Source organism: Streptomyces sp. NPDC127117, from assembly GCF_042677325.1.
Taxonomy (GTDB): Bacteria; Actinomycetota; Actinomycetes; order Streptomycetales; family Streptomycetaceae; genus Streptomyces.
Genome location: NZ_JBHXTM010000023.1, coordinates 1 through 25,475, shown reverse-complemented (window position 1 = coordinate 25,475; position 25,475 = coordinate 1). Strand labels below are relative to the sequence as shown.

The 25,475-nt window shown below is 68.8% G+C and carries 19 protein-coding genes and 7 pseudogenes; 14 read left to right on the top strand and 12 right to left on the bottom strand.

Translation table 11 applies throughout. The annotated features are described in order from the left end of the window. The first annotated feature begins 679 nt into the window (after positions 1 to 679). The gene (locus tag ACFVH0_RS21115; protein ID WP_385822226.1) at positions 680 to 2,092 is read left to right on the top strand and encodes a hypothetical protein; all 1,413 of its coding nucleotides are present in this window, start codon (positions 680 to 682) and stop codon (positions 2,090 to 2,092) included. A 740-nt stretch (positions 2,093 to 2,832) separates the two neighbouring features. Beyond that, positions 2,833 to 3,228: a contact-dependent growth inhibition system immunity protein gene (locus ACFVH0_RS21110; protein WP_385822225.1), complete on the top strand. Its 396-nt coding sequence runs from the start codon at positions 2,833 to 2,835 to the stop codon at positions 3,226 to 3,228. Between the two features lie 549 nt (positions 3,229 to 3,777). Here ACFVH0_RS21110 and ACFVH0_RS21105 read toward each other — a convergent pair. From ACFVH0_RS21105 to ACFVH0_RS21090, 4 genes and pseudogenes are all read right to left on the bottom strand, one after another. Then, positions 3,778 to 4,215: a DUF6892 domain-containing protein gene (locus ACFVH0_RS21105; protein ID WP_385822223.1), complete on the bottom strand. Its 438-nt coding sequence runs from the start codon at positions 4,213 to 4,215 to the stop codon at positions 3,778 to 3,780. Between the two features lie 287 nt (positions 4,216 to 4,502). Further along, positions 4,503 to 4,721: pseudogene (locus ACFVH0_RS21100) on the bottom strand (DUF6357 family protein); the annotation flags it as partial. Positions 4,722 to 5,018: 297 nt separating this feature from the next. Beyond that, a pseudogene (locus tag ACFVH0_RS21095) lies at positions 5,019 to 5,395 on the bottom strand (restriction endonuclease); the annotation flags it as partial. A 112-nt stretch (positions 5,396 to 5,507) separates the two neighbouring features. After that, positions 5,508 to 6,398 (bottom strand): helix-turn-helix transcriptional regulator, encoded by an 891-nt coding sequence (locus ACFVH0_RS21090; RefSeq protein ID WP_385822220.1) that lies wholly within the window; start codon positions 6,396 to 6,398, stop codon positions 5,508 to 5,510. Between the two features lie 102 nt (positions 6,399 to 6,500). On the opposite strand from ACFVH0_RS21090, the gene ACFVH0_RS21085 reads away from it, so the two are divergent. From ACFVH0_RS21085 to ACFVH0_RS21065, 5 genes are all read left to right on the top strand, one after another. After that, positions 6,501 to 7,946, top strand: coding sequence for an MFS transporter (locus tag ACFVH0_RS21085; protein ID WP_385822218.1), 1,446 nt, complete (start codon positions 6,501 to 6,503; stop codon positions 7,944 to 7,946). 5 nt (positions 7,947 to 7,951) lie between these two features. After that, on the top strand, positions 7,952 to 8,968 hold the full coding sequence (locus ACFVH0_RS21080) for a helicase associated domain-containing protein (RefSeq protein WP_385822216.1): 1,017 nt from the start codon (positions 7,952 to 7,954) through the stop codon (positions 8,966 to 8,968). 549 nt (positions 8,969 to 9,517) lie between these two features. Further along, the gene (locus ACFVH0_RS21075) at positions 9,518 to 10,522 is read left to right on the top strand and encodes a helix-turn-helix domain-containing protein (RefSeq protein ID WP_385822214.1); all 1,005 of its coding nucleotides are present in this window, start codon (positions 9,518 to 9,520) and stop codon (positions 10,520 to 10,522) included. Between the two features lie 136 nt (positions 10,523 to 10,658). Beyond that, entirely contained in the window at positions 10,659 to 11,054 is a 396-nt protein-coding gene (locus ACFVH0_RS21070) for a hypothetical protein (protein ID WP_385822213.1), read from the top strand. Positions 11,055 to 11,290: 236 nt separating this feature from the next. Further along, complete coding sequence (locus ACFVH0_RS21065; protein WP_385822212.1) at positions 11,291 to 11,593, top strand: hypothetical protein; 303 nt, start codon at positions 11,291 to 11,293, stop codon at positions 11,591 to 11,593. 144 nt (positions 11,594 to 11,737) lie between these two features. Here ACFVH0_RS21065 and ACFVH0_RS21060 read toward each other — a convergent pair whose 3' ends face one another. Continuing rightward, a complete protein-coding gene (locus ACFVH0_RS21060) occupies positions 11,738 to 12,097 on the bottom strand; it encodes a DoxX family protein (protein WP_385822210.1) in 360 nt (119 codons plus the stop codon). A 170-nt stretch (positions 12,098 to 12,267) separates the two neighbouring features. Beyond that, a complete protein-coding gene (locus ACFVH0_RS21055; RefSeq protein WP_385822208.1) occupies positions 12,268 to 12,762 on the bottom strand; it encodes a cupin domain-containing protein in 495 nt (164 codons plus the stop codon). Positions 12,763 to 12,843: 81 nt separating this feature from the next. Here ACFVH0_RS21055 and ACFVH0_RS21050 point away from each other — a divergent pair, with 81 nt between their 5' ends. Together ACFVH0_RS21050 and ACFVH0_RS21045 are read left to right on the top strand one after the other, a co-directional pair. Continuing rightward, complete coding sequence (locus tag ACFVH0_RS21050; protein ID WP_385822206.1) at positions 12,844 to 13,695, top strand: LysR family transcriptional regulator; 852 nt, start codon at positions 12,844 to 12,846, stop codon at positions 13,693 to 13,695. A gap of 35 nt (positions 13,696 to 13,730) precedes the next feature. Further along, positions 13,731 to 14,279: pseudogene (locus ACFVH0_RS21045) on the top strand (transposase); the annotation flags it as partial. A 184-nt stretch (positions 14,280 to 14,463) separates the two neighbouring features. Here ACFVH0_RS21045 and ACFVH0_RS21040 read toward each other — a convergent pair. Further along, positions 14,464 to 15,255, bottom strand: a complete 792-nt coding sequence (locus ACFVH0_RS21040; protein ID WP_385822205.1) for an SDR family NAD(P)-dependent oxidoreductase — start codon at positions 15,253 to 15,255, stop codon at positions 14,464 to 14,466. A 292-nt stretch (positions 15,256 to 15,547) separates the two neighbouring features. On the opposite strand from ACFVH0_RS21040, the pseudogene ACFVH0_RS21035 reads away from it, so the two are divergent. From ACFVH0_RS21035 to ACFVH0_RS21025, 3 genes and pseudogenes are all read left to right on the top strand, one after another. Next, positions 15,548 to 16,034: pseudogene (locus tag ACFVH0_RS21035) on the top strand (IS5 family transposase); the annotation flags it as partial. 179 nt (positions 16,035 to 16,213) lie between these two features. Further along, complete coding sequence (locus ACFVH0_RS21030) at positions 16,214 to 17,113, top strand: oxidoreductase (protein ID WP_385822375.1); 900 nt, start codon at positions 16,214 to 16,216, stop codon at positions 17,111 to 17,113. Positions 17,114 to 17,234: 121 nt separating this feature from the next. Next, the gene (locus ACFVH0_RS21025) at positions 17,235 to 18,443 is read left to right on the top strand and encodes an IS701 family transposase (protein ID WP_385822203.1); all 1,209 of its coding nucleotides are present in this window, start codon (positions 17,235 to 17,237) and stop codon (positions 18,441 to 18,443) included. A gap of 365 nt (positions 18,444 to 18,808) precedes the next feature. Here the strand turns inward: ACFVH0_RS21025 and ACFVH0_RS21020 are convergent. The 3 genes and pseudogenes from ACFVH0_RS21020 to ACFVH0_RS21010 all read right to left on the bottom strand — a co-directional run. After that, positions 18,809 to 20,002 (bottom strand): annotated as a pseudogene (locus ACFVH0_RS21020) (IS4 family transposase); the annotation flags it as partial. A gap of 45 nt (positions 20,003 to 20,047) precedes the next feature. Continuing rightward, positions 20,048 to 21,556 carry a hypothetical protein gene (locus tag ACFVH0_RS21015; RefSeq protein ID WP_385822201.1) on the bottom strand — a complete coding sequence of 503 codons (1,509 nt, stop codon included), beginning with the start codon at positions 21,554 to 21,556 and terminating at the stop codon, positions 20,048 to 20,050. 1,102 nt (positions 21,557 to 22,658) lie between these two features. Further along, positions 22,659 to 22,901 (bottom strand): annotated as a pseudogene (locus ACFVH0_RS21010) (IS6 family transposase); the annotation flags it as partial. A gap of 92 nt (positions 22,902 to 22,993) precedes the next feature. Here ACFVH0_RS21010 and ACFVH0_RS21005 point away from each other — a divergent pair. Then, a complete protein-coding gene (locus ACFVH0_RS21005; protein ID WP_385822200.1) occupies positions 22,994 to 23,596 on the top strand; it encodes a GNAT family N-acetyltransferase in 603 nt (200 codons plus the stop codon). A gap of 96 nt (positions 23,597 to 23,692) precedes the next feature. Here ACFVH0_RS21005 and ACFVH0_RS21000 read toward each other — a convergent pair whose 3' ends face one another. Further along, positions 23,693 to 23,842 (bottom strand): hypothetical protein, encoded by a 150-nt coding sequence (locus ACFVH0_RS21000; protein WP_385822395.1) that lies wholly within the window; start codon positions 23,840 to 23,842, stop codon positions 23,693 to 23,695. 30 nt (positions 23,843 to 23,872) lie between these two features. Further along, positions 23,873 to 24,019, bottom strand: a pseudogene (locus ACFVH0_RS20995) (hypothetical protein); the annotation flags it as partial. 599 nt (positions 24,020 to 24,618) lie between these two features. Here ACFVH0_RS20995 and ACFVH0_RS20990 point away from each other — a divergent pair. Next, positions 24,619 to 25,407: an IclR family transcriptional regulator gene (locus ACFVH0_RS20990; protein WP_385822198.1), complete on the top strand. Its 789-nt coding sequence runs from the start codon at positions 24,619 to 24,621 to the stop codon at positions 25,405 to 25,407. The last annotated feature ends 68 nt before the right edge of the window (positions 25,408 to 25,475 follow it).

Genomic DNA, 25,475 nt, shown 5'->3' with positions numbered 1-25,475 from the left:
CCGATCGGGTCGGTGAACAGTAGGCTGCCGTGCTCTCCGGTGGCCAGAGGATGGGTGAACACGGCGGCGCGCAGCAGAGGCCGGGCCCGGGCGGGGCATGGCGTGGGTCAAACAGCCCTGCCGTACGTTGTGACGGCCGTGAAGGGCCAAGGCGGTGCCGTCAAGTTCCACCACAGGCACAGCGGGCCACCCCGGATACCGGAGAGTGGATCAGCTCGCCGGCCCTGACTGCGTTCGGTGCTCATCCAGGGGAGGAGGGCTCGGGTCGGCCGAGGCGCAGGCGGGTGAGCAGACTGAGCACGGAGACCGGGCCGATGATGCGACTCATCCTTCTCGCCGGCTCGCGCGGGGCGCCGCGACACGCGAGGTTTCTCATTACCTCGCTACCCCCGAAGTGATCGGATCGCGGTATCTAATTGCTGTTTGTCACGATTTTCCATCAGGCGTCTTGTCGTGCTTGCGTCTAGTCGCGTGAGGGGTGCGGGGCGCTTCGCTGTGAGGAGAGGTGAACCCGCGGATGACAGCTCGTACTCGTGGACAGGGAGATTTGTCGCGGTATCGGGTCGGCCGTCAGTGGCCCGTGGCCGTGTTCAGGGCCCCGGCCGGTGGAACGACCCCGGTTCGTGCCGCCGGTGCGTCCGATCCGGCCGGCTCGGGTGGACGGCGTGGAGCGCGCGGTATGGGGGTGGTAGCGGTGGGGAGCGCGCTGCTGTCCGGTATGGCGCTGCTGGCGGCCACGGCTCCACCGGTGGCCGCCACGCCGATGGGGGCCGTGCCAGTGCGGGCGCAGAAGGCTGATCCGTCGCAGATCTTCACCTTCACCGGCGCTCCGCAGACCTTGACGGTTCCGGCGGGGGCTGTGGTGACGGTCACCGCGGACGGCGCCGGCGGCGCCGACAACACCGGCACCCCCTGTTCCGTCACGGGGACCGGTGGGACGGGGGCGCGGGTCGTCACCACGTTCCCGCAGACCGCCGCACCGACGACCTTCACCGTCAACGTCGGCGGCACCGGCGGCACCGGCTGCAACGGCACCGGGACGCCGGGGGCCGGCGGGTTCAACGGCGGTGCCCCGGGTGGGGGTTTTCCGCTCAGTGGTTTTCGTTTTGAAGGTCCGGGTGGGGGCGGGGCCTCCAGCATCAGCACGGGTGGCTCCTTGCTGGTGGTCGCCGGGGGCGGCGGTGCCGCCGGCGGCACCGGAGCGGGCTCCACCGGAGGGAACGGAGGCAACGGCGGGACAACGCCGGATGCCACCGGCGGTACCGCGGGAAGCGCCACCGGCCCTGGGGCTTCGCCGGGGCAGGGTGGTGGCGGTGGCAACACCAGCACCAGTACCGGCGGTGCCGCCGGTGCCGCCGGCACCGTTCCATTCTGTGCGGTCACGAACGGCGGGCCGGGAAGCGGGTCTTCAGGTGCCACGGTCGGTACCGGTGGCACCGGTGGCAGTTTCGACGGCGGCTGCGCCGCCACTGCCATCGCCAGTGGTGGGGGCGGTGGTGGTGGGTACTTCGCCGGCGGGGGCGGCGGCAGCGGCGCCGTCAACAACACGGGCACCTCGGCGGGTGGGGGCGGTGGTGGTGGGGGCAGCAGCTTCACCACCCCCACAGGTATCGGCACGAGCTATGCGCTTTCGACGACCGGGACGGCGAACCACAACGGCCAGGTGATCATCTCCTACACGGTCCCGTCTTTGACCATCACCAAGACCCACACCAGGCACTTCACCCAGGGGCGGGATGGCACCTACACCATGACCGTGGGCAACGCCGCCGGGGCCGCCCCGACCAACGGCACCACGGTCAGCGTGCACGACACCCTCCCCGCCGGGCTCAGCGCCGACAGCATCCGTGGCACGGGATGGAACTGCACCCTGAACACCCTCACCTGCACCCGTAGCGATGTCCTCCCCGCCGGGAGCAGCTACCCTCCCATCACCCTGGAGGTCGACGTCTCCTGCAAGGCCCATGCCCAGGTCACGAACACCGCCACCGCCATTGGGGGCGGTGACACCACTACCCACACCGCCACCGACCTCACCAAGATCAAGCGCCACAAGCACGACGAGCGCTGCGAGCGCCACGACCACCGGTAACCCAACCGACCTGCACCAACGGCAGAGCCCCGCCCCAGCGCCTGTCTCGCAGCAGTCCGCTGCGGGTGCCGCCTGACCGCCGCGATAGCCCAGGGCCCGCCCAGGGGGCCGCTCGGTCCATCACAGCCCGGCGGGTGGACAAGTTCCTCACCAGCCCGACCGGCTCAGAGCCCTGTGGCACGCGCTACCGCGGCCCCGGAAGTAGCCACCGCAGCCGGGCAGAAGCGCCCTGCCCGGCTGCTGCCGCCGTTCGGACGTCAGGCGGCACTGAACTCGTGGGCGGGGCCACCGCGCCACTCCACCCACTGCGGGTAGAGCGGGCCAGGGCCGTGAGGGCCTCGACCACGGCCGGCATCTGCGCGCGGGACGGCAACGAGGACCAGACGGCCGCGGGCCAAGGCCGGCCACCGGGTGACTACCAACGCCGAGGCCTGTCCGCGGTGGGACAAGTGCAACAGCCTGGCTCTTCCGGTGGAACGCTGGAACAGCGATCCACCCGCTGTCAGAGGCTCTCGGCGGGGCACGTATGCCCCACGTGGCTCGCGCAGCATGTTCACCGCGAACCGATCAGGCATTTTCGGCCAGGTGGGGCCCTCATCCGTGGAGACGGATGGGGCCCCGTCGTGTGTCAGGGGCGGCTCTGGTTCAGCTTCTGGCCGGCGGGCGCAGCGGGATGCGGCCCGTGACCGGATCGCCTGTTTCGGACCGCGTTTGAGATCTGGTCGTAGGACAATCGGCCGGTGCCGCGCCCCTTGAACCGTGACCGTTCCCTTGAAGAGCTCGAACGCACTCGCTGGCCGGCCCCGTCAACCGACGACACCCGTCTTGTCGCTACTGCACACGCCTTGCGGCGTCGGCCGATCGGCGAGCTGACCGTCGAGGACATGCGCTTGTTGATAGGGCAGGACATAGGTCTCCCCTACCTCCTGCCATTGGCACTGGAGGTACTGCGGGAGAACCCGATGGCAGAGGGGGACATGCACGAAGGTGATCTGCTGTCCGCGGTTCTCACCAGGAACCCATCGGTCTGGGACGAGTTGTCCGAACTCGGCCGAGAGCTTCGCGTGATCATCTCGAAGCTGCTTGGTCTGCCCTCTGACCTGCAGCAGAGGGTTGAGCGCTTCCTGACTCCATAGCGCACCGACGCAGGACGTTCCTGTCGAAGGGAAGTCCGGCGTACCTTTGGTCGGTGCGGTGCTGTTCTTCGGGGGCAGTGGAGTTTCGTCGATCACTGGCTGGTCGTCGTCGGGGCGGCTGTCGCCGCCGACCTCGATGGTGGTGGGGTTCTCTGTTCCGCAGGCCGAGTACCAGCGTCCGGCCGGCAGCGCGGCAGGGGTGGCGGCGGTCAGCGCGAGGATCTTGATCCGGCCCCGGGAGGCAGTGGACGGCTTTGCCGGATCGGCCTGGCCGGGCATGGACGGTGCGGGAACGGAGACCGCTTCGGACGGTGTCTCTTCCTGGGCGTCTGCGACGCGGCGGGCCTGGTCGGCGGTGTCTCAGAGGCCGAGCAGCCTCGTCTTTGGCATCGGCGAGAAGACCGCCATCCGCTGCACAGACTCAGCACGCGCACTTCTGGGAGACGCTGCCGAGGGCCCGAGAAAAAAGTCGATGGAGAGCCGGCGGGCACGATGCTGAGATGGCGCGATGCAACGTGACGCGTCGATGAGGCCCGATTTTGAATTTGGTCAGTCGGCGGTGACGCCGCGGGCCGCGAGGACATCCAACTTGTCGGGGACCGCGAGCAGGGCCTCGTCCGCGCCGACGATGCGTTGGAGATTCGGTACGAGGGCGAGATCTGCGAGTGAGCGGACATCGAAGAGTTCGTCCTCGCCGTCCCAGACCGGCGCGCACTCCTGGTACACCTGGTGACCACCGTCGATGGTCAGTTCGTCGACCGCGAGGAGCAGTTCATCCGGTATATCCAGTCCCTCGAAGTAGGCGCGCGCCTCGGGGAGGACCTTGTAGGCCAGGTCGTTGTCGACCGCGTACTGGTAGAGGTCGGTGATCCCGCTCTGCTCGCGCATGTGCTCCCCAAGGCTGAACTGCGGCGTCAGCACCTCGTCCCAGTACATGAGCTTTTCGATAACAAGCAGCTTGAAGTTGAAGTCACTGAAGGCGATCATGCGGTCAATGTAGAACAGGGCACTGACATCGCCCCCGCACCTGGTGGCACTGCCCGGACGGACCAAGACGTGCCCTCTTGCCCACCGGACCCGCGGCGACCGCCGTTGTGGAAACTGATCACCACCTGCCTCATGAATTCCTCGACGGGCAGGTGAAGCGACGGCACCCCGACCGTTCAGTCGAGCGATGCGGCCGAGTCAGCCGGCTGCGTCGGCCAGGGCGCGGACTCCTGTACCCGCTCTTCCGCAGGTTCTTCCGGCGGCGCGTGCGTGGGCTCCCGCTGGGACTACCCGGCGTCGCGCCGCCGGCGCGCGCACTCGAACTCAGCGACATCCGACGTCCAAGAGCCGTACTGTTCGAGTGCGGCGCAGCCGCCGCGGACGAAGACGCTCACCAGGTTCCGGTACCCGCCGATCCCGTCGACCAGGCTGTACTCGACCCGGTACTCCGGATCCGCCCCGCCTTCACCCCCGTGCAGCGTCGTGATCCGGGCGATGGAGGACGCAGTCTTCCCCATAGGACGAGCCAAGCGAGTCCTGCCTGCACCGATCTGGCCGGCCGCTTTCATGTACACCCACTCCGCCCGGAACGAGCAGGCTCGTCATGGTCGAGTCAGACGTCGAACCTGAACCCAACCGAGTTGCGGTACTGGACAACCTCGATCCGGCACCGGTCTCGACGGGAAGCGACCAGTTGGGAACCGCTGACTACACACCGCCAGAGGAATGCGGCAGAGCTTCACTGGACTGCGGCCCAAGACCCCGGGGTCTTGGGCCGCAGTCCAGTAGTCCAGTGCCTGTGGGGCGGCCGGGAGGGGTTCTGCGAGGCGGTCCAGCCGGGTGTAGAGGGCCCGTACGAGGCGGGCACGGTTCTGGGCGCAGCGGGCGGTGTCTTCCAGCGGGGCGGACAGGCGCCTGTCGGCTTCGCGGAGGACGACTTCGGAGAGGGCTCCGCGGCCGTCGCTCCTGGGCAGGAACGGGGCGTGGTGCCGTACGTCGGCGACCACCGCGTGGGCGTGCCCGGTGAGCTGGAGGGCGATCTGCTCGTAGTCGCGGGGTTCGAGGTCCGGGTTCTTCCACGCGAGGACGGCCATGACGAGTGCCTCGTGCGGGGCGTGGTCCGGGGGGCGGCGTCGATCAGGCCGTGGGGGTCGTAGAGCACGACGTGGTCTTCGCTCATCGGGCGCCCGCCGCGTCGTCGTCCTGGTCGTGCTCGCCGGTGCCGGCGTCCGGGGCCCGGACGGCTGGGACGTACAGCGTCGGGGTGCAGCTCTCAGGCCCCGGACCGGTCCTCAGGCCCCTGCGGCCGAACCGTCGGCGGAGTCGCCGCGGGAGGTCCACGCCGGTGCGGAGCCGACCAGCGAGTCCAGGCGTTCCAGACGCTGGGAGGTGGCGATGTCGGTGGGCGTCATGACGATGATCCGCTCGCCCCGCGCCCGGTCCAGCCACAGGCTCTGGAACTGGACGTCGAGGGCGCCGACGCGCGGTGACTGGTAGCGGCGCAGCTGGGTGCGGTCGCCCACGATTTCGTACGACTCCCAGTGCCGTACGAAGTCCGGCGACTCCTGGCGCAGCCGGGTGATCAGCGCGTTCCAGCGGGGGTCGTCGCGGTGCTCCGGCTGGCGGGTGCGGAGTTTCGCGGTGATTTCGCGAAGGACGCTGTCCTCGTCGACCAGGCTGTTGCGCCAGCTCGGTTCGGTGAACATCAGCCAGGCGCAGTTGCGTTCCTCGACCGGGTACGCGTCCAGGTCGGCGAACAGGTACCGGTAGGTGCGATTGGCCGCGACCAGGTCGTAGCAGTCGGTCTGCACGGCGGCCGGGTACGGCAGCAGCTTGGCCAGGACGGCGGTGTGCTCGGGGCGTAGGTCCATGGGCGGTCCTGGCTCGGTGGCCGTGCTACGGCCCGCGAGTACCATCAGGTGGCGGTGCTCGGCGGCATCCAGGCGCAGTACGCGCGCCACCGCGTTCAGTACCTGGTCGGACGCGTTCTTGGCCCGCCCCTGTTCGAGCCAGGTGTACCAGGTGACCCCGACGCCGGCGAGCTGCGCGACCTCCTCGCGCCGCAGACCGGGTGTACGGCGTCGGCCGCCTGCGGGCAGGCCCACCTCACCGGGGGTGACGCGGGCGCGGCGGGCGCGCAGGAAGGCGCCGAGGGTGCTGCGGTCGGGTGTCGAAGAGGTCACCACCCCAGTGTCATGGCTCGGGGCCGGTGGATCCAGGTAGTGCTGGTACCCCTATAGCTGGGCTCCTGGTACCAGGATGACCAGGGGCGCAGAGTCGTGGTCATGACCACACAGACCGTTCCCACCGCGCACACTGTGGCGCCGCACCCGGCGCGTGCCCTCACCGGCGCCGGCCTCGCTGTCCTGCTCGTCGCCTACCTGCCCGTGAACATGACGTTCGGGTCGGTAAACCTGCTCGAACCCGCGATCACCGATGACCTCGGCGTGACCGTGTCGGGCGGGCAGCTCGTGCTGTCCGCGTACACCACGGCGTTCGCCGCGACCCTCGTCGTCGCGGGGCGCCTGGGCGACCGGTTCGGACGGCGCCGACTGCTCGCTGCCGGCGTCGGCGCGTTCGGCGCGGCCTCCGTCCTCGCCGCACTCGCACCGAACCTGGTCACACTCGTCGCGCTGCGCGCCGTACTGGGCATCGCCGCGGGCCTGTTCACCCCGCAGGTCCTGTCCACCATCCAGTCCACGGCGCCCGAGAAGCTGCGGGCGCTGGGCGTCACACTGTTCGCCGCCGTCAGCGGCATCGCGACCGTCACCGGACAGCTCCTCGCGGGCGCCGTGGCCCAGGCCGCCGGTGACCACTGGGGCTGGCGGCTCGTCCAGATGCTCACCGGGACGATAGGAGCGGCCGCGCTGTTCGCCCTGCGCACCGTGCCCGAGTCGCGCTCGACGGCACCGCTCGCGCTCGACCTGCGCGGGGCCGCGCTCCTCGGCACGGGCCTGCTCCTCGTCGTGGTGCCCCTGACACTCGGCACCTCCGCGGGCGGCCCTGCCCCGGTGCTCGCGATGCTGGCCGCAGGCGGTGCGGTGCTCGCCGTCTTCGCCCGCTCGCAACGTGCCGCGGAACGCCGCGACGAACTGCCCGTCGTACCGCCGAGCGTGCTGCGCACGCCGGCCGTACGCCAGGGCCTGATCATGACGCTGCTGTTCTTCACCGGTTACGGGGCCTTTCTGTACGAGTTCTCGGCGCTCTCCCAGGGCGCGTTCGGCGTGGACGCCTGGGGCGCCGTCGTGCTGCTGCTCGGGTTCGGCGCGGCGTTCGTCGTCACCGCCCTCGCCCTGCCTGCCGTGGAACGCCGCACCGGACGCTGGACGATGACGGGTGCGGCCATCGGTCAAGCGGCTGTGCTCCTGGGCCTCGCCCTCACCGTGAACGGCACCCGCGGTGGATCTCCGTCGGCTCTGCAGCCGCTCCTGATCGTGCTCGGTGTCACTCAGGCCCTGATGTACGGGCCGGTCCTCCGCACGGTCCTGTCCCGCACACCGACGTGGGCGGCGGGTGTCGCCGGCGGGCTCTTCACCACGCTGCAGCAGCTCGGTCTCGGCCTGGGCGTGGCGCTCCTGGGAGGCGTCTTCCACGCCGTGGCCACCGCAACGGCGGGCGGTCCCGCCGCCGGGCTGCCCCACGGTTTCGCCGTCGCCGTGACCGTGCAGGCCGCCCTGGCACTCGCGTTCGCCTTCCTGGCCGCCCGTATCGCACCGGCCGGGGCGGCCTGACGCATGTGGATGTGCAGGTGTTCTTCGCGACCTGGGTGTCTCATGAGCTCTGGCCGTCGGGTCGCACTTCGTGTGATCGACGACGCGACGCCCCCGACGGTACGAACACCAGAGACGGAAGGTACGCCCGCGGACTCACCGCAGACGTGCGGGTGAGCCGGGCGGAGGCGGGGCGCTGCGGTTCAGCGAGGAACGCGACCCCGGGGCGGCGGCGCAGTTCGTCCGGCTGCGCGGGTCATCGACCCGGATGCGCCTGCTGGCGCCGCGGGATCGAGGCGGCCGGGAAGTGGCTGCGGGAGACCGGGAACGCCGTGCTGCGGGTGCCGTACACGGCCGTCACGCCAAAGGACTGGGGCGCGGTCGGCGGGAATCCGCTCGGGCAGTGGATCGCCGACCAGCGCCGCGCCTGCACGGCCGGGACGCTGGAGGCCGGGCGGGTGTCCGAACTGGAGCAGCTCGGGATGGTGTGGCCGGAGCAGGAGACGGCCTGGGCGGGCGGGGTCGCCCGTCTCCAAGGAGTACGCCGCAGTGCACGGGCACCACTGCGGTGCGGTAGGGGCATCCGATCGGTGTGGGCGAAGAACGCGAGGGCGACGGTGCGCAGGGTGCGGGAGCACGAGGAGCTGCGCGCGGCCGGCCTCCCCATCCCCTCGGCGGCCGGGGCGATGCCCGCGGCGCGGCAGGATGAGCCGACGCGATCGCTCCGGGATGGTGCCCGGCATGGGGCACCGGCGGCCGGCAGCGCTTCTACCGCCTCGTCCACAACCGCGTCCAGGCCGGCGGCACACTCCCCCATGGCCGGCGGCGACGTCATCGTCCAGGGCGAGGACCTCGGGCTCTGGGTCACGGCGCAGTGGTTCGGGCAGGAGCAGTTGCTGCCCGTGCAACAGTGGATCCTGGAGAACACCCTCAAGATCACACCGGTCCAGGAGGACGAGCGCCCGGTGAAGCAGACGCAAGAAGCCAAGTGGGCCCTCAACCTCGCGGCGACACGACAGTTCCACGCCGGGAAGGACACCTGAGAGTCCCCCCGGGAGTCCTTGAACAGCCGGGATACGAAGAACGGCCCGCCAAGCCGTCAGGACGGCGCTGACGGGGGCGTAATGGTCAGGCTCGGCACATGGCTCGACAACGTCCGTAAACGCGCCATGGAACTCCCCGAACAGCGGCGCTCGGATCTGGACGCGCTCGTCGAGGCTGATGCCCAGTGCGTTGTTCAGGTAGGTGAGTAGGGTCACCCATCCGATCGAGACGAGACCGAGGGCTTGCTCACGCCCAGTTCCACGAGCGGGGTCAAGCCGGTGGTCGGAGTAGACGCTGTTCCGCGAAGCCCGGTGGCGCCGGAGCGTCTCCGCCGGCAAGCCATCGCGTCCGTCTCCCCGGATCCCCGCATTCCGCCAGGGCCGGCGGGAACGGGCCGCAGCCGATCGAACGCTCGACGCCACGGTTCCAGCGACAAGGTGCACAGCTTCTCGGCCTGAGAGGTTGCCAGACTGTCCGGCGAGCCGCTCGCTTGTCGGCATTCGGGCAGCCGAAGATGAGACCTGTCATGTTCAGGATCAGGGGGCGAGATGGCGGGCACACGGGCGGCGAGCGTCTCAACGAACAGCGTCAGCGCGCGCGGCGGCTTCGAATGGTGGTCGTCGATGGTCGCCGAAGCGGTCATTCCCGTGTCGATCACGTGCGGACGCGTCGACTCCTTCGTGGGAGAGGCGGCCTCGCTGCAGCTGCCCCGGACCCAGGTGTCAGCATTCCGCTTCTCCCCGATGTCAGCCCGCCGCACCCCGATCCACATCCGGCGGGCGGATCCCGAGTCCTACTTCCTCTTCCTGGTCCACGGCGGCCCGGTCGGGCTGGAGCAACGACGCAACAACATTCTGCTCAGGGCGGGCGACATGGCCCTGTTCAACACCTCCGCCCCTCTGGCTTGTGAGTTCCGGGACGGCAGACAGCCCCCTCGGCTCACCATGATCCGGCTGCCCAGAGGCGCGGTCCCGCTCCCCCTCGGTCGGACGGACGAACTGGTCGCCACACTTCTCCCCGCCCGGACCGGGTCGGGAGCGCTCCTCACGTCCTATCTCACCGGGCTGCGCGACCAGGCCGCGCACTGCGACGAGGCGGAACTGCTCCGCCTGGGGAGCGTGGGATTCGACCTGGCCACCGCGTTTCTGGCCACGCGGCTCGATGCCGCATCGGGGCTACCCGCAGACACCCGCCGCCAAGTCCTGCTGGCCCGCATCCACGCCTTCATCGACCACAACCTCAGCAATCCCCAACTCACGCCGGCGCACATCGCAGCGCACCACCACATTTCCGTCCGTGCCCTGCACCAACTGTTCCGTACGGAGGCGAGCACCGTCGCGGCCACGATCCGCCGGCGGCGCCTGGAACGCTGCCAGGCCGACCTCACCGACCCCCGGCAACGCAGCCGGTCGATCAGTGCGCTGGCAGCACGGTGGGGCTTCCTGGTGCCGGCCGAGTTCAGCAGAGCATTCCGGGCAGCCCATGGCATGACTCCCACGGAATTCCGCCACGAGGCCGCACGGCAGGCCCGGAGTGCGCCAGGACACAAGTGACGCTGCGCTGATTCACAATTGCCCGCGCGCCTCCCGTGTCACGGTGAGATCGCACGGTTCAGCCCATGGCATGGGCATGCCTGTCCCGTGCATTGCGCGGTGCTCCCGCGCGATTTCCTGCTCCCGTGGAGGGAAAATGAAACGCTATTCGGTACCAGCGGCCGGACTGCTGCTCGTCCTGGTCGGAGCCTCCGTTGCCGTAGCCGCACCGGCGAGTGCCACGCCCGTCGAGTCCGCGGCCTCGGCAACTACGGCGCAGCCGCGACAGGTGCCTGACGGGCCTGTAGTGGTGACTCAGGGCGGCAACGGAGCACCTTCGATCAAGCACTCGAACTACTGCAACAACTTCGTCAACTACGGCACGTCATGGAGAGCGGACTGCAACGTCGACTACGGGAGTTCCGGATCGTGGACCCAGTGCTCGGACGGTACCGAAATCTGGGGTCCGCTGGTCGGCCCGGGCTACTGGGTCTTCAGCGGTGACTGCTCCGCTCACGGCAGCGTGCGGGACTGGGGGGTTTACGACGGCTAGCGATCCCGCGTGTGAACTGTTCCCGGTCCTGCCCGTCACGGCTGCACCGTAGAAATCGCGGCTGCGCAACTGCGGCGAACGCAGCGGACCCTTGTCGATATCGGCGTAGCCGAAGATCTCGCGGCGCGTGCCGACCAGCCGGAGTCCTTCTTCACGGCCGGTCGAGGAAGTGCGCCGAGAGCCGGCCTCCGACGAAGGCACCGGCGACCGGAATGCGGCGGTGCCCTCAGCCGCGCGTGGCTGAGGGCACCGCCGGCCGAGCTCGCAACTACCCGGCCGAGTACACGGCCGCCCTGCTCACCTCGGTCGGCAACCACGAGGACAGGGCCGCGATCCACCTCGCCGACCGCGATGAGAACGGCGTCCGTGACCTCCGGCCCGACGTGAACGAGTCCGTCGCCGAGTTCACGACTGCCGGCGACGATGTACGGTTCGGGCTGCGGTCCGTACACATCGTCGGCGACAACGTCGTCAAGGCCATCGACGCGATCATCCCCGTGAAGAATGCGTCCGCAGGCCGGGGGGATCGCCCGTTTTGAACTACGAGGACGTACCCCCCGGAGACGGGCTTCTCACCTGGCTCAGGGCAAGCCTTCGAGGAGAAACTGGCCCGGTCCACGGCCGGGTTCCTCGCCTTGTGTCAGACGTACCTGTCACGAGAGGAATCGGAGCTCCTCGCTGGATCACAGCCTGGTGGCCAGCCGGATGGTCACGGCCGCGGTGACGATGAGCCCGACGTTGAGTGCGATCCGGCGGTCTTCGCCGGTCAGGTGGACGGTGATCGCACCGGTCTGCAGGAGGACGAAGCCGATGGCCGCGGCCGGCGCCAGCGAGGGCGCGATGCCGGTCAGCGGTGGCAGGACCAGGCCGGTCGCGCCGAGTATTTCGACCGTCCCCAGCGCCCTGAGGGCGGGCAAGGGTATCCGGTCGGTCCAGGCCATCATCGGCCGGAGTTGTTCGCGGCTGCGGATCACCTTCAGCGTGCCTGCGTAGAAGTAGAAGAGGGCGAGCAGTCCCGCGACGATCCAATAGGCGATGTTCATCGTTCCCGTTCATGGGCCACCGGTTCACGGGGCCCTCGATTGCGTCGATGGCAAGAAGAGCCCTGGAGAAGGGCTGGTCCGTTGTCCGAGGGGTCGGACCCGCCGGAAGACGGGAGTGACACGGCCTCGCGGTCGAAAGGAGGGCGGCCGGGCCGTTCCATCCGTCGACTTCAGGCGAGGTCGGTGGCGGGCTCGGTCGCGTAGCGGCTCATCGCGTCGATGTTGGCCTGTCGCGTCGGCGGCCGGCCGTCGGCGAGCACCTCCTGGAGGTCTCGGAAGTACTGCACGTACAGGTCGGGGGTGAACGTGCTGAGCATGACGGCGGGCTGGTCGGTCGGATTGGCGAAGGTGTGAGGGGTACCGGGCGGAACCATTACGAGCGTGCCCGTGGTGGCGTCGCGGTCCTCGTCACCGACGGTGAACCGCACGGTGCCGGAGAGGATGTAGAAGCCCTCGTCGTGTTGGGCGTGGCGGTGCTGCGGCGGTCCCTGGGTGTGCGGGGCAAGGACGGACTCGGCGATCGCGAGACGGTGCCCGGTGTGGCTGCCGTCCTCCAGAACACGCATGCGCGTGGTGCCCAGAACGATCGTCTCGCCGTCACCGGGCCCCACCACCGATACGGTGGGTTCGGCCTGCGGCTCGCTGGTCTTCGCTTCTTCGGTCATGCTCACGAGTGCACCGCCGGAACCCCGCCGGTGTCCAAGACCCATCCCGCAGCACCGATACCCCGTGGGTATCGTTGCAGCGTGGAGCTACGAACCTTGCGCTACTTCGTGGCGGTCGCCGAGGAACTCCACTTCGGCCGGGCCGCAACCCGACTGCACATGAGTCAGCCGCCGCTGAGCCGGGCGATCAAGCAGTTGGAGGCCGATGTCGGGGCCCTGCTCTTCGCCCGCTCGCCCACCGGCGTCACGCTCACTTCGGTGGGCACGGTGCTGCTCGACGAGGCGCGGGCCCTGCTCGACCACGCCGACCGCGTCCGTGTACGCGTGAGCGCGGCGGCCGGCGTCGCGACCATCACTGTCGGCATCCTGGGCGATGGCACCGACCCGGGAGTGTCCAGGCTGGCCGCCGCCTACCGCCGAAGCCACCCCGGCATCGACATCCGCATCCGCGACACCGACCTGACCGACCCGACGTGCGGGCTGCGCGCCGGGCTGGTCGACATCGCCCTGACCCGGGCGCCGTTCGACGAAACTGCCCTGACGGTGCGTGCGCTGCGGACCGATCCGGTCGGCGTGGTCCTGCGCGCCGACGATCCGCTGGCCCGGCGCGACCGGCTGCGGCTGGCCGAGCTGAGCGACCGCCGCTGGTTCCAGTTCCCGCAGGGCACCGACCCCATCTGGCAGTCGTACTGGAACGGCGGCAGGCCGCGCGAGGGCCCAGTGGTGCGCGCCGTCCAGGAATGCCTGCAGGCCGTGCTGTGGAACGGCACGGTCGGCCTGGCCCCGCTCGGACACGACCTGCCCGCAGAGCTGGCCGTGGTACCGCTGGTCGACATGGCGCCGAGCCGAGTGGTCGCGGTGTGGAACGAAGGTGACACCAACCCGTTGATCCGGTCCTTCGTCGAGATCGCGAGAGCCGCGTACCGCCACTGAGCACCTGCGACCGGCGCTGCCGCATCCCGTGAACTGACCGGGCTGTGTTGCGGGGCGTCGCTTACGTGCTGTGCAAGGGCGTGAGCCGGCGGGGCGTTCCGGCTGGACCGGTCGGCTGCGGCGGTGTGACGGCGTGGCGCCGGCTGCGGGACTGGTCCGAGGCCGGTGTCCGACCGCAGCCGCACGAGGTACTGCCGGCCGAGCCGCGGGCCGCGGGCCTGCTGGACATGACCGAAGTGGCAGTCGACGGCTCCCGCGTCCGGGCCCTCAAAGGGGGCTCACACCGGACCTTCGCCGTTCGCCGGTCGACCGCGCGTCCGGGCAGCAAGCACCACCTGATCGTCGACCGGCACGCCTCTCTTGGCCGTCTCGTTGACCAACGGGAACCGTCACGACGTCACTCAGCTGATGCCCTTGCTGGACGCGATCCCCCGCATCCGCGGGGTCCGCGGGCGGCCGAGGCACCGGCCGGGCCGGCTGTCCGCCGACCACGGCTACGACTACGACAAGTACCCCCGCCTCCTCCGGGCCCGCGGCATCACACCGAAGACCGCCCGAAAGGCACAGCCCATGGCTCCGGCCTCGATCAGGACCCAGCCCTGTGAACAACGCTCGCGATCAATACACTTGGGGCGGTCACAGGGTTCCCGGGCTGCTTCGGGCTCGGCTGGGCGAACGGGGTTGTGCAGGGCAATTCCGTCGCCGTGATCACGGCGACGCCCGTGCGTGGGTGCCTGGCGACGTCGGCTGCCCCGGGCCCCTTGCCGCTCAGATGGCCAGAATGCCGCCGTCCACCGCCACGTGGCTGCCGGTGGCGAATGAGGCGCGGTCGCTCAGCAGCCACAGGGCCGCTTCCGCCACCTCTTGCGGCTCGGCCATCCGCTTTTGGATCTGGCGTGCGACGAATGCTGTCTCCAAAGCCGGGTTGGCCGTCACCGCCGCGTTGATCATTTCCGTCCGAGTGGTGCCCACGATCAGGGAGTTGACGCGGATGCCGTACGTCCCGTATTCGGCAGCCGCGGCCTTCGTCAGGCCCAGGACGGCGTGTTTCGCCGCGAGGTAGGGAGACGGTGCACCGGTGGCGATGAGGCCCGCCGAACTGGCGGTATTGACGATCGCCCCGTGGCCGGCGTCCAGCATGACAGGGATCTGACGGCGCAGGCAGTTCCATGTCCCCCGTACGTTGACATCCATGACGCGGTCGAAATCCTCTTCCGGCAGCTCGTGCGATCGGCCGAAGGCAGAACCGGCGTAGCCGGCGTTGTTGAAGGCGCCGTCGAGGCGGCCGAAGCGTGCGATGGCCGTCGCGACGGCGCGCTCGACGTCGTCGGCCCGCGTCACGTCGCCGACACTGCAGGCTGCTTGTCCACCGGATGTCTCGATTTCGTGGGCGAGGTCCCTGAGCCGGTCTTCCCGGCGGGCCATGAGGACGACGGCCGCGCCCTCGGAGGCGAAGAGCCGTGCTGCTGCCTCGCCTATGCCGCTCGAAGCTCCGGTGATCATCACGGTCCTGTCGGTCAACAGGCCGGTGTTGTGCGCTGAGGGTGTCCGAACATTCATGACGCGAGTAAACCTGAAGCGGCGGGCCGTCACACGACTTTCACCAGACGGGCATTCGATTCGATGATGTGGTGCGGGCCCGATCGCACATTCTGCCCTCAGGATTGATGGAGGGATGTGCATGATGTGTCCAGTTTGCTCGCTCAGCGGGAGGCCGCAGGGGCTTGGCCCCGAGTTGTTCCGAGGGATGTCCGGTCGCGGTCCGTCCCAGTCCTCGCTCGTTCTGGCGGGTTCAGCAACTGCCAACGGTGAAGAAGCTGCGCGACCTGCTGGAGCAGGCGGTGAGGCCGGCGAAGGGATCGGCCGGTCACGCGGCTGTCCGACCACGAGGATTCATGTTGCTGCGGAGGGCCGCTGCCGCCCGCCGGCCCTGCTCATCACTACGGGACAGTGGGCGGATTGCGCCCAGTTCGAGCCGGTCATGGACCAGATCCGCGTTCCCCAGGAGGGGCCCGGCCGACCCCGCAGCACGCCGGACAGCGTGAGCGCCGACAAGGCATACAGCAACCGCAAGACCCGCGCCTACCTCCGCAAGCGCGGCATCCGGCACGTGATCCCGGAGAAGAAGGACCACAACGCCGCCCGCCTGCGCCGGAGGTTCACGCGGCGGACGACCTCCGGTCTTCGACAAAGCCCGCTGCAAAGACCGCAACACGATGGAGCGGGCCATCGGAAAGCTGAAGCGGTTCAGAGCCGTGGCCACCCGCTATGACAAGCGCGGATACGTCTACCTCGGCACCGTCACCGCTGCCGCGCTCCTCATCTGGCTCCGCTCCTGACAGGCGGATGCTTCACCAGTAACAACTCGGAGCACACATTCAGGATTCCCGTCCGGGCTGTGACATTCCCCCACCGTTCCGCGCCTTCCCGCCATGCCTGTCACCTGCGCATACTCCAGGGCTGCGTCGCCCCGAACGAACGAGAGGCGACAGCCGACCAGATGGAGTTGATGGAAGAGATGACGTCGCACGCGGTCTCTGCTGCAGCCTCGGGAACGTGGCTGCTCGGTGACCTCACGATCAACCGGATCGGCTTCGGCGCCATGCGCCTGACCGGCAGCGCCGCCTTCCACCAGGGCACCCCCAGCAACCGCGACCAGTCCATCGCCGTTCTGCGCCGCGCAGTCGAACTCGGCGTCAATCACATCGACACCGCAGCGTTCTACTTCTCCCGGCTGCGCTCCGCCAACGAACTGATCAACTCGGCGCTGACTCCGTACCCGGACGACCTTGTCATCGCCACCAAGGTCGGCCCCGCCAGGGACGCCTCCGGCGAGTGGGCCGATCCGGCACGCCCCGACCAACTGCGCGGCCAGGTCGAAGAGAACTTGCGCCAGCTCGGCCGCGACCACCTCGACGTGGTCAACCTGCGCATCATGGGCCAGGACAACATCAGCGAGCACTTCGGGGCCCTCGCCGAGCTGCGCGAAGCCGGGCTCGTCCGCCACCTCGGAATCTCCGGCGCCCGCCCGGAGCACCTGACCCAGGCTCAGGCCATCGCACCAGTGGTCTGCGTCCAGAACCCTTACGGCATCGACATGCCCAGCGGCAAACAGATGCTCCGCGAATGTGCAGCGCGCGGCATCGCGTTCGTGCCCTTCTTCGCCATCGCCGGGAAGGGCCGCGAGGCCGGAGCCGTCCAGGCCGAGCACGACGAGGTGCGCGCCGTCGCCGACGCGCACGGGGTCTCACCGGCGCAGGTACGCCTGGCATGGATCCTGCAGCACGGCGCACATGTACTGGCCATCCCCGGCACGGGCAACCCCGCACACCTCGTCGCCAATATGGCAGCGGGCACACTGCGGCTGGCTGAGGAAGAACTCCAGCTCCTCGATTCGATCGACCGCTCCGCACCCTGAAGCCGGCCGCGTCAACCGTGCTTGAGTAGGCCCAGAACCGGCCCGTGATCGAGGAGACAGGCCCTAGTAGGGCTTTGTTACGTCTCTGGGCACGTGGCTGTTCTGGTGGTTTCCTGTTGGTATGAGGGTGGATGAACTCGCTGCGTGTCGGGTTCGGTTGGAGGAGTTCGCCGGGGAGGTGTTCGCGCCGTTGGCGCGTGCGGATCAGCGGGTGAAGGGCGAGCTGTACCTGCGGGGTCTGCTGCTGGACGGGCGGCGGAAGTCGATGCAGCCGATGGCCGGGCGTCTGGGTGTGGACCATCAGCAGTTGCAGCAGTTCATGACGTCGTCGACCTGGCCGGTGGACACGGTTCGCATCAGGTTGGCCCGTCGGGCGGTGGCGGTGGTGCGGCCGCAGGTGTGGGTGGTGGACGACACCGGGTTCCCGAAGGACGGGACATCCTCGCCCGGGGTGGCCAGGCAGCACTCCGGCACCCTGGGCAAGGTCGGCAACTGCCGGATCGGGGTCAGTGTCCATGCCGTGTCCGACACCGCTTCGTGCCCGCTGTCCTGGCGGCTGTTCCTGCCCGGCAGCTGGGACGGGGCCATGGCTGCCGGCCAGCGGGCCCGCTGCCGGATCCCCGAGGGCGAGCATCACCGGGCGAAGTGGCAGCTCGCGCTGGACATGCTTGACGAACTGGCCACGGTCGGGCTGCGGCCCGCGGTGCTGGTCGCGGACACCGTTTACGGGGCGAACGCCGACTTCCGCCACGGCCGGGAAGACCGCGGTCTGGCCTACGCACTGCAGGTCAAAGGCGAGATGACCGCCCACGCCGAGTCGGCCGTGCCGCACCGGCCGCCCTACGGCGGCCTCGGGCCGCGTCCACTGCCCCGCTACCGCACCCACCCGGTCAGCCTGCGCAAACACGTCCTGGCCCAAGGACACGACAGCGCGGTCGCGGTCACCTGGCGCAAGGGCTCGAAAGCCGCCATGTCCGCCCGCTTCATGTTCTTGCGCGTCCGCCTGGCGGGCCGTCGCCCGAAGCCCACCCCGGACGGTGTCATTCCGCTGCGGTGGCTGATCGCACAGTGGCCGGAAGGCGAGGACGAGGCGGTCAAGTACGGGATCTCCAACCTGCCGGCTGACATTCCCGCCCGCGATCACGTCCGCCTCGCGAAACTGCGCTGGCGCATCGAGCACGACTACCGAAAGCTGAAGACCACCCTCGGACTCGATCACTTCGAGGGCCGCTCGTTCACCGGATGGCACCGGCACGTCACCCTCGTCACCGCCGCCCACCTCTTCCTGACCGAACAGCGGACCTGCCCAAAAGTCCCTGCCAGGGCCTGACCCTCTACCAGACCCTGGCCCTCCTCCAACACCTCTGGCCACCTGGACCGGCAACTGCCCCACCTGCCCCACCTGCCAACAACCCACCCCATGGCAGCCCTACGACACCACCTAACAAAGCCCTACTAGTAGCAGTACCGCTACTTTAAGGACTCTTCTGGCGTCTGCTGGTGGGTTTGGTGGGTGGGATGAGTGTGACTGTTCTGGCTGGTGGTTGTGGTGAGTTGTGGTGATGGGGGTGTTTGAGGTGCCAGCTGGACATCTTGCGTTTGATGACGCGGGGGTTGGCGCGTGGTCGGCGGGGTGGCAGGAGTCGTTCCAGCAGTTCGCTGCTGATGTGGGAGAGGGCCCGTTTCAGCCGTGAGGGGGGAAAGTGCCGCCTGGTCGGTGACGTGGCGGCGGGCGGCGTTCAGGGCGCGGGTGAAGGAGATCCGGTCCGGGTCGAGACCGGCTTGGTGGGCGGTGTCGTGGATGGCGTCTCTGAGGGCGTGGTGGACCAGGAGGAATCCGTAGATCTCCTGCTCGACGCCGTCCTCCGGGTGTTGCGAGCGCAGGACCGGTTGGCGGCCGCCCTGGTGGGTTTTGATCTCGTCGAGGGTGTTCTCGATCTCCTACCGCTGGTGGTAGAGGGCTGCCAGTTCTGCGGCCGGGGGCTGGTCCGGATCGCAGACGGTGGTGATGAGCCGGTAGACCGTGCCGTCGTCTCCGTCGAGTGTGTACTCGATCACCCGGACCGGGGCCGGGTCGCGGTGGGCACGGTCATCGGCGGCCGTGATCCGGGACAGGTAGGAGCCGTCACCGAGCTGTTCAGGAACCGGGAGCACGATGTTCTTGCGGACCCGCCACAGCAGGTCGGCGCCCGTGCCGGACGAGGCCCGCCACAGTTCGAAGCCCGTGATGCCCCGGTCGGCCATCATCAGCATCCCGGGCCCGAGCCGGTCCAGCAGTCCGGGGACGAGGTGCTGTTCGTGCACGGTGAGCGGACCGGTGGGCGCGGCGAACAGCGCATGTGTCCCACACTCCACCAACGCGGCAACTCTCACCTGCGGATACGCGCTCCGCTGATGTCCCCGGCCCGAGCCGGGCCGGCCGAAGAAGCTGGCGTTGGCTTCGGTGTCCGGGACATCGAGGACCGTGCCGTCCACCGCGACCAGCCTCCACCGCCGGTACCAGGAACCGGCCGTCTCCCTGGTCGCGACCGGCCGGCACACCCGCTCGAACAGCACCTTCAACGGCTCCGGCCCCAGCCGCCGACGGGCCCGGCCGATCGCCGCCGTGGTCGGCACCCGCCACGGCTTCTCCCATCGCCGCACCCGTTCCAGACCATGAGTCAGCAGCGTCGCGACCTCCTCATAGCCCTATCCGGAGAACAGACACATGGCGAGCACGAAATAGACCACGACCCGGGCCGGCAGCAGCCGCGACCGCTGTTCCACACGCCCGCAGTCCGCAACCGCCTCATCCACCAGCCCCGGCGGAAACACCTGAGTCAGCACACCCAGGGCAATCCGGTCCGACAAACGCGCACACGACGACTTCACCTGTCCAGGCCTCGGCACACCACAACCAACGACACATCACCACCGAAGTCACTGGTATTGGCCCTAATCCCTGACCTTGAGGAAGCGCATCCGGGTTGCGCCATTGCTGTCGGTGCCGCCGGCTTCGGCGTTGGAGATCTTGCCGCCGGTGAGGACGAACATCAGGTGCAGGCGGACCGTCCGGGGGCCGGAGGCGACCGTGTACTCGGTCATGATGTGTGTGGTTCCGCCTTGCTGCTCCTGCCTCGCTGCGTTGATCGCCGCGATCTGGGTGAAGCTCGTCAGGAGGGTGCCCGTGGTCTCGTCCTTGAGCCAGCCGATGATGTAGCCGCTGCCGCCGGTGGCGGAACCGAGCGCGTAGCGTACATCGCTGTCGATGTGGTAGACCCCGGCTTCCGGGAGCACGATGTCGGACTCGGGGATCGGCACGTCGGTACCGGCCAGGGCCAGGAGGTTGGCGTGCTGCCGCTCGGCGTTGAGGAATGCGCTCACCGGCGTGAGGCGGGCGCCGATCTCCCACGTTTCGGGGCAGCCGGGCGTCCCGGTGACGTCGATGTCCACCGACCGTTCGATGCTGCTGTTGCCGCCAGGAGCGATACCCGTCAGGTCGATCCGCGGCACGAGTAGCCCACCGGTCGTGTTCCGTGCGGCATTGCACGGGGATGGGTCCAGAGCAGGCGTGTCGGGCGCGTACAGACACCCGTCGCTGCCCCGGGTGATGGCGTTGCTCCGGTCGGTGGAGATGCACGGAGGGCGGGCGGTGGCGCATCCATCCTGGCAGGAGGCGACCGGGATGACCGGCGGGACCGCGGCGTAGGGGGTCGAGCCGTCGAGAGTGTCGCTCGTGCAGGTGACCGCGCCGTCGCAGTTACGGCAGGTCGTACGGAGGAACTGCCTTCCGCAGCCCGGGGCGGACGCCTGGACGGTGAGGACGAAGCTGTCGACGGTCCACCGCTTGGGGCCGACTCGGCAGGTGTCGTCGTTGCCTGTTTCCAGGTTGAGCTCGACGACGATCTTTCCCGCGAGGACGTCCGCGAGAGACACGGTGGTCGGTGGGATGACGCCGTTGTCGTCCCCACCCGCCGGCAGATCGGGTGGGCCCAGGAGATCGGAGCGGATCGAGGTCGTGCCGTTCCACAGGGCGAAGCGGCCATAGAGCTGGCAGGCCGTGTTCCTGCCGTCGTTGTGGACATGGACCGAGGCGCTGATCGTGACGCTCGTGGGGTTGCCGCGCAGTGACGAAGGGTCGATGTGCACGACGCCGGCGAGCCAGGTGTGCTGGCCGTTGTGCGTTCCGTCGTCGGCCGGGAACGTGCCCGTGCCGCTGTTCAGGATGGTCTGGGCGACGACGGGGTCAAGTGCGGCGTGGGTGTTGGCGATGGTGTAGTACGGCGTCGGGTCGGTGCTGCTCGCGGTCGCTGCGACCCGGTACGGCGCGGAGTCGCGCAATGGGGTCGTCTCGCAGTGCTCGCACGGCTTGGAGCCGGGACAAGCAACAGGGGGACAGGCCGGATTGGAGGGCTGACAGCCGCCGATCGCGATCGGGGAATGCCCGCAGCCGCATTCACTCATGGTCCAACTCCTTTTGTGAGGTTGAGTGGGGGGAGTGACGGTGCGCGCCATGCCACTTTGGCGCGGTTGGGGCACGAGGAGGAGGGCGCCGGCTCGTCGGCCGAAACGGACGAAAGGCGAGCTGGGGCAGGCGCGTTGGGGGGATACCGGCGAACCTGAAGCCGGCCGCGCAACCGGGGAGCGGAAGAAGACCCTCTGGCGGACCGCTCGCCGGGCCCGGGCTGACATGACATCGATCGTCATCCAGCTACGCGTTCCCGCAGCCGGCCATGTCCTTGGGGTGGGAATCAAAGGCGGCCATGTCGGCCCCTCTTCGCGATTCTGCTACTGGTACTGAGCAAACCGCGTTGGGCGCTCGGACATAGGCATATCTGAAGCTCAGTCACTTGTCTTCTTCATTGCCATCCTCAATGTACTGTCCCGTGATCTGTCGGGCATTACCCCGTTAGGGTGACCGATTTCACCGAGGTGGCAGAACGCTCACATTTCCGCCGGCGTGTGAGCCGGGGGCGGACGGCCGACCGGTCCCCGCAAGACCCGGACCTCCATGCCGATGCCGAAGGGGGCGACCGGAGGCTTCCGGGTCCAGCAGGTCCCGTGCCTCTCCGCGCCGCGGCAGGCTCCCCGGCACGGACAGCGCTCCGCGACGCGGGCGCGACCGCACATGTTCATGGAAGGAATGACGGAGGTCGGGAGGCCGCTCGCAAGCCGCACCCTCCATCTCACCTGCTTGTTGGTGTGGTACGCGCATATACGGCGAGGTCCGTGGCCAACTCGTGGTGAAGTTTGAGGTGTTGTTCTCACACCTGGAAGAGCGGCGGCGCCGTCCGGTGATGGGCGCCGAGGCCCGAATTCTGGGACACGGCGGGATCCAGGCCTGGCCCGGTGCGTTCATGCCACAACGGTCCTGCCGCGGCAACGAGTTCAGCGATCACAGTGGACGACAGCCCCGTTGTCCTCCGTCCGCTGATGATTGCTGTGCGAGTCATGTTCCCCACCACGCAGCCATGATCGACGATCCAGAGCTCGGCGTCTCACCGCCAACCATGCACGAGCCCGTAAGCGCTCACAGAAAAACAACGCGCCGATTTCGTTCCTGGAACCGGCAGCGCAGCGCGCTGGCGTACGCCTGGCCGACCTTCAGACACCGGCGGCGCACGGTCTCGTGGGAGACGGTCACGCCGTGCTGGGGCATCAGCTCCTCCATCTCACGGAGAACCGAGCGGGACCGGAAGTACAGCCACACGCAGTGCGAGATGACCTCGACCGGGTGTCGGTGCCCCTTGTACGACGGCGGTGCACACGCCACGGACGGCTCTCCCAACGTGATCAACCCGAAGATCATCCCACGGGCCGTACAGCGTGACAGCGCCCACGGGTACCCAGTTCAAATGCGTTGCCGAGGGGACGACCTGCTGTCAAGATCGCTTGGTGAACATGCCGCAGCACCAGAACGCCCCTTCCGTACGTCCCATCACCGACGCCGACGTCCCCACTGCGGTCGACACTCTTGCCCGGGCCTTCGCCGACTATCCCTTCACCCGGCACGTGATCGCCGCGGACGGTCACGAGGACCGAATCCGGCGATACCAGGAGCTGTGCCTGACTCGCATCGGAATGGTCTACGGCCGAGTATGGGTCGCCGACGGGGGGCGCGCTGTGGCTGTCTGGGCTATCCCCGACCAGGACCCCTCGCCCGCCTTTGCCGGGCTCGGTCCGATGCTCGGCGAACTCAGCGGTGATCGAGCGGCTGCCTCTGCATCCGCGGAGCAGGCTGTTGTGCCCTATCGGCCGCAGGAGCCGGGATGGTTCCTGGAGACGGTGGGAACCGCCCCCGAGGCCCAGGGACAGGGTCTTGGCAGCGCGGTGCTGCTTCCCGGTCTCGAAGCGGCCGAACGCGCCGGGTATCCGGCGTTCCTGGAGACCTCCAGCGAGCGGAACGTGGCTTTCTACGAGCGACTCGGTTTCAAGGTCACAGCCGACGTCCAGCTCCCTGACAACGGCCCCCGCACCTGGTGCATGCGCAAGGACCTGAGCTGAGGTCCTGAAACTCCCGCCTGCACCGCCATCTTTTGGGCGGGGCCCGTTCACCGGCCGGGGTGATGCTTCTTCTGGCGAGCCCTCTGGTGCACGCATCTACTCGTCCTTCACAGTGAGACCGAGGACCTGCACCAGTGCTGGTGCCATGTGCAGGAGTTGATAGGTGCTGATCGTTGCGCCCTTCAAGGCTTCGAGCCCGGAAACGATACTCAGCCCGGCAGCCTCCCGCAGGTCGGCCTTCGTCATCTTGGCGTTGTCGAAGTGCGCTCGGTCCAGGGTCGAGCCGGGGAAGGTGATGTTGGTGAGTACGGCTCCGTCGAAGTCGACATCGCGCAGAGAGCCACTGCGGAGAACGCGGACTCGGTGAAGCCGGAGCCTCCGCCATCTACGTCCTCGACATCGCAGCCGCCGAAGTGAAGCCACTCGTAGGTGCCTTCTCGTTCCATTGCCCCGGTGAACGACGTAAGGCGGTGTGCGAACGGAAGCTTGGCGAGCTCACGGGGAGTTCGGGCTCGCATCAGGCTTCTGCACGAGGCAGGGACCGGTCAACGGCCCGGGGCAGGGTGGCCTGACCCAGGCACCATGCGCTCGGCGTGCCCATCGTCCGGTCTTGCGAATTGACTGACGTCCGTTCTGGACGAACCCGTGCTGGGTTCGCGCCGTACTGAATCCCGCCCGCCGTCGGCGGGGGCTGGGCGCGGGTCATTCCCCAGGAGAATCCCCCGCGCGCCGGCAACGAGGCGGGGCAGGCGGGAGTTGTTCGGTGCGGTTGAGGCAGGGGTTTCCCGGCAGGGGCAGCGGTGCCGTGGGCGGGAGAGGGTGCGGTCCGCCGGTTCGGGCTCGCGGTGTGTGGGTTGTGTGCTGGCGGTGGCGGTGGGGTATTCGGTCCCGGAGATCTTGTGGGTGGGGGGATACGGGCTGTATTTGTTCCGGCTGTGGGCTGACGATTTCCTGGAACGGCCCCGGACCCGCACGGTATGCTGATGCAGATTGTGCAAGCGATTTGCAAAATAAGGAGGGTCATGGCTACTCGGGCGACCGACGTCGGGACGAACCAGAGTGTCGAACGAGCGGTCTCGGTGCTGCGCGCACTCGACTCCGGCCGTGCTGAACTGCGCGTCTCCGATGTCGCCGAGCTCACCGGGCTGGGCTCCTCCACAACATCCCGGCTGCTGTCCACCCTTGAACGTCTCGACATGGTCGAACGCGATCCGGTCAGCAATCTCTACCGGCTCAGCCTCGGGATCCTTCCGCTGGCCGCCACCGCGCTCAACCGCCATCCCGTCCACCGGGCCGCCCGCATGGTCCTCCAGGACCTCGCCACCCGCACCGGGCTGGGGGCCAACGTCGCCATCCGCCGCGGCACCGAGCTGATGTTCCTGTGCAATTTCGAGGGAACCCGCGCCCCGAAGTCCTACACGCAGGCCGGGCACAGTGCTCCGCTGCACGCCACCAGCATCGGCAAGTGCCTGCTGACGGGTCTGACGCCCAAGGAGCGCCGCACGCTGCTTCCCGAGCCGCTGGTGGCGCACACCGAGTACACGACCACCAGTCATGACCTCCTCGACGGCGAGATCGACACCGTCCGGCGCACCGGCTACGCCGTCGAGGCCGAGGAGCGTGCCCTGGGGCGTGCTTCGCTCGCCGCGCCGGTCCGGGATGCCTCGGGCGATATCGTCGCCGCCATCTCCCTGTGGGGGCCCACTTCTCTCCTGGGCAGCCACACCGAGGCCGAGGGGCAGCGGCTGGCCCTGACCCGTGAGGTCATCGAGGCCGCCGACGTCATCAGCCAGGCGCTCGGCGCCCTCTGAACCGCTGAACGCCCCGCGGATCTACGGGGCGGGGTGAGGGGGCCGGTGGAGGCCGTTCGGCCTCCACC

What these genes read in the sequence shown, in the direction of transcription:
- ACFVH0_RS21075 (WP_385822214.1), top strand. Translation starts at nt 9,518, where the DNA reads ATGGCGGGCACACGGGCGGCGAGCGTCTCAACGAACAGCGTCAGCGCG.
- ACFVH0_RS20990 (WP_385822198.1), top strand. Translation starts at nt 24,619, where the DNA reads ATGGCTACTCGGGCGACCGACGTCGGGACGAACCAGAGTGTCGAACGA.
- ACFVH0_RS21030 (WP_385822375.1), top strand. Translation starts at nt 16,214, where the DNA reads ATGACGTCGCACGCGGTCTCTGCTGCAGCCTCGGGAACGTGGCTGCTC.
- ACFVH0_RS21025 (WP_385822203.1), top strand. Translation starts at nt 17,235, where the DNA reads ATGAGGGTGGATGAACTCGCTGCGTGTCGGGTTCGGTTGGAGGAGTTC.
- ACFVH0_RS21005 (WP_385822200.1), top strand. Translation starts at nt 22,994, where the DNA reads ATGCCGCAGCACCAGAACGCCCCTTCCGTACGTCCCATCACCGACGCC.
- ACFVH0_RS21115 (WP_385822226.1), top strand. Translation starts at nt 680, where the DNA reads ATGGGGGTGGTAGCGGTGGGGAGCGCGCTGCTGTCCGGTATGGCGCTG.
- ACFVH0_RS21060 (WP_385822210.1), bottom strand. Translation starts at nt 12,097, where the DNA reads ATGAACATCGCCTATTGGATCGTCGCGGGACTGCTCGCCCTCTTCTAC.
- ACFVH0_RS21085 (WP_385822218.1), top strand. Translation starts at nt 6,501, where the DNA reads ATGACCACACAGACCGTTCCCACCGCGCACACTGTGGCGCCGCACCCG.
- ACFVH0_RS21055 (WP_385822208.1), bottom strand. Translation starts at nt 12,762, where the DNA reads ATGACCGAAGAAGCGAAGACCAGCGAGCCGCAGGCCGAACCCACCGTA.
- ACFVH0_RS21105 (WP_385822223.1), bottom strand. Translation starts at nt 4,215, where the DNA reads ATGATCGCCTTCAGTGACTTCAACTTCAAGCTGCTTGTTATCGAAAAG.
- ACFVH0_RS21040 (WP_385822205.1), bottom strand. Translation starts at nt 15,255, where the DNA reads ATGAATGTTCGGACACCCTCAGCGCACAACACCGGCCTGTTGACCGAC.
- ACFVH0_RS21000 (WP_385822395.1), bottom strand. Translation starts at nt 23,842, where the DNA reads ATGACGAAGGCCGACCTGCGGGAGGCTGCCGGGCTGAGTATCGTTTCC.
- ACFVH0_RS21070 (WP_385822213.1), top strand. Translation starts at nt 10,659, where the DNA reads ATGAAACGCTATTCGGTACCAGCGGCCGGACTGCTGCTCGTCCTGGTC.
- ACFVH0_RS21015 (WP_385822201.1), bottom strand. Translation starts at nt 21,556, where the DNA reads ATGAGTGAATGCGGCTGCGGGCATTCCCCGATCGCGATCGGCGGCTGT.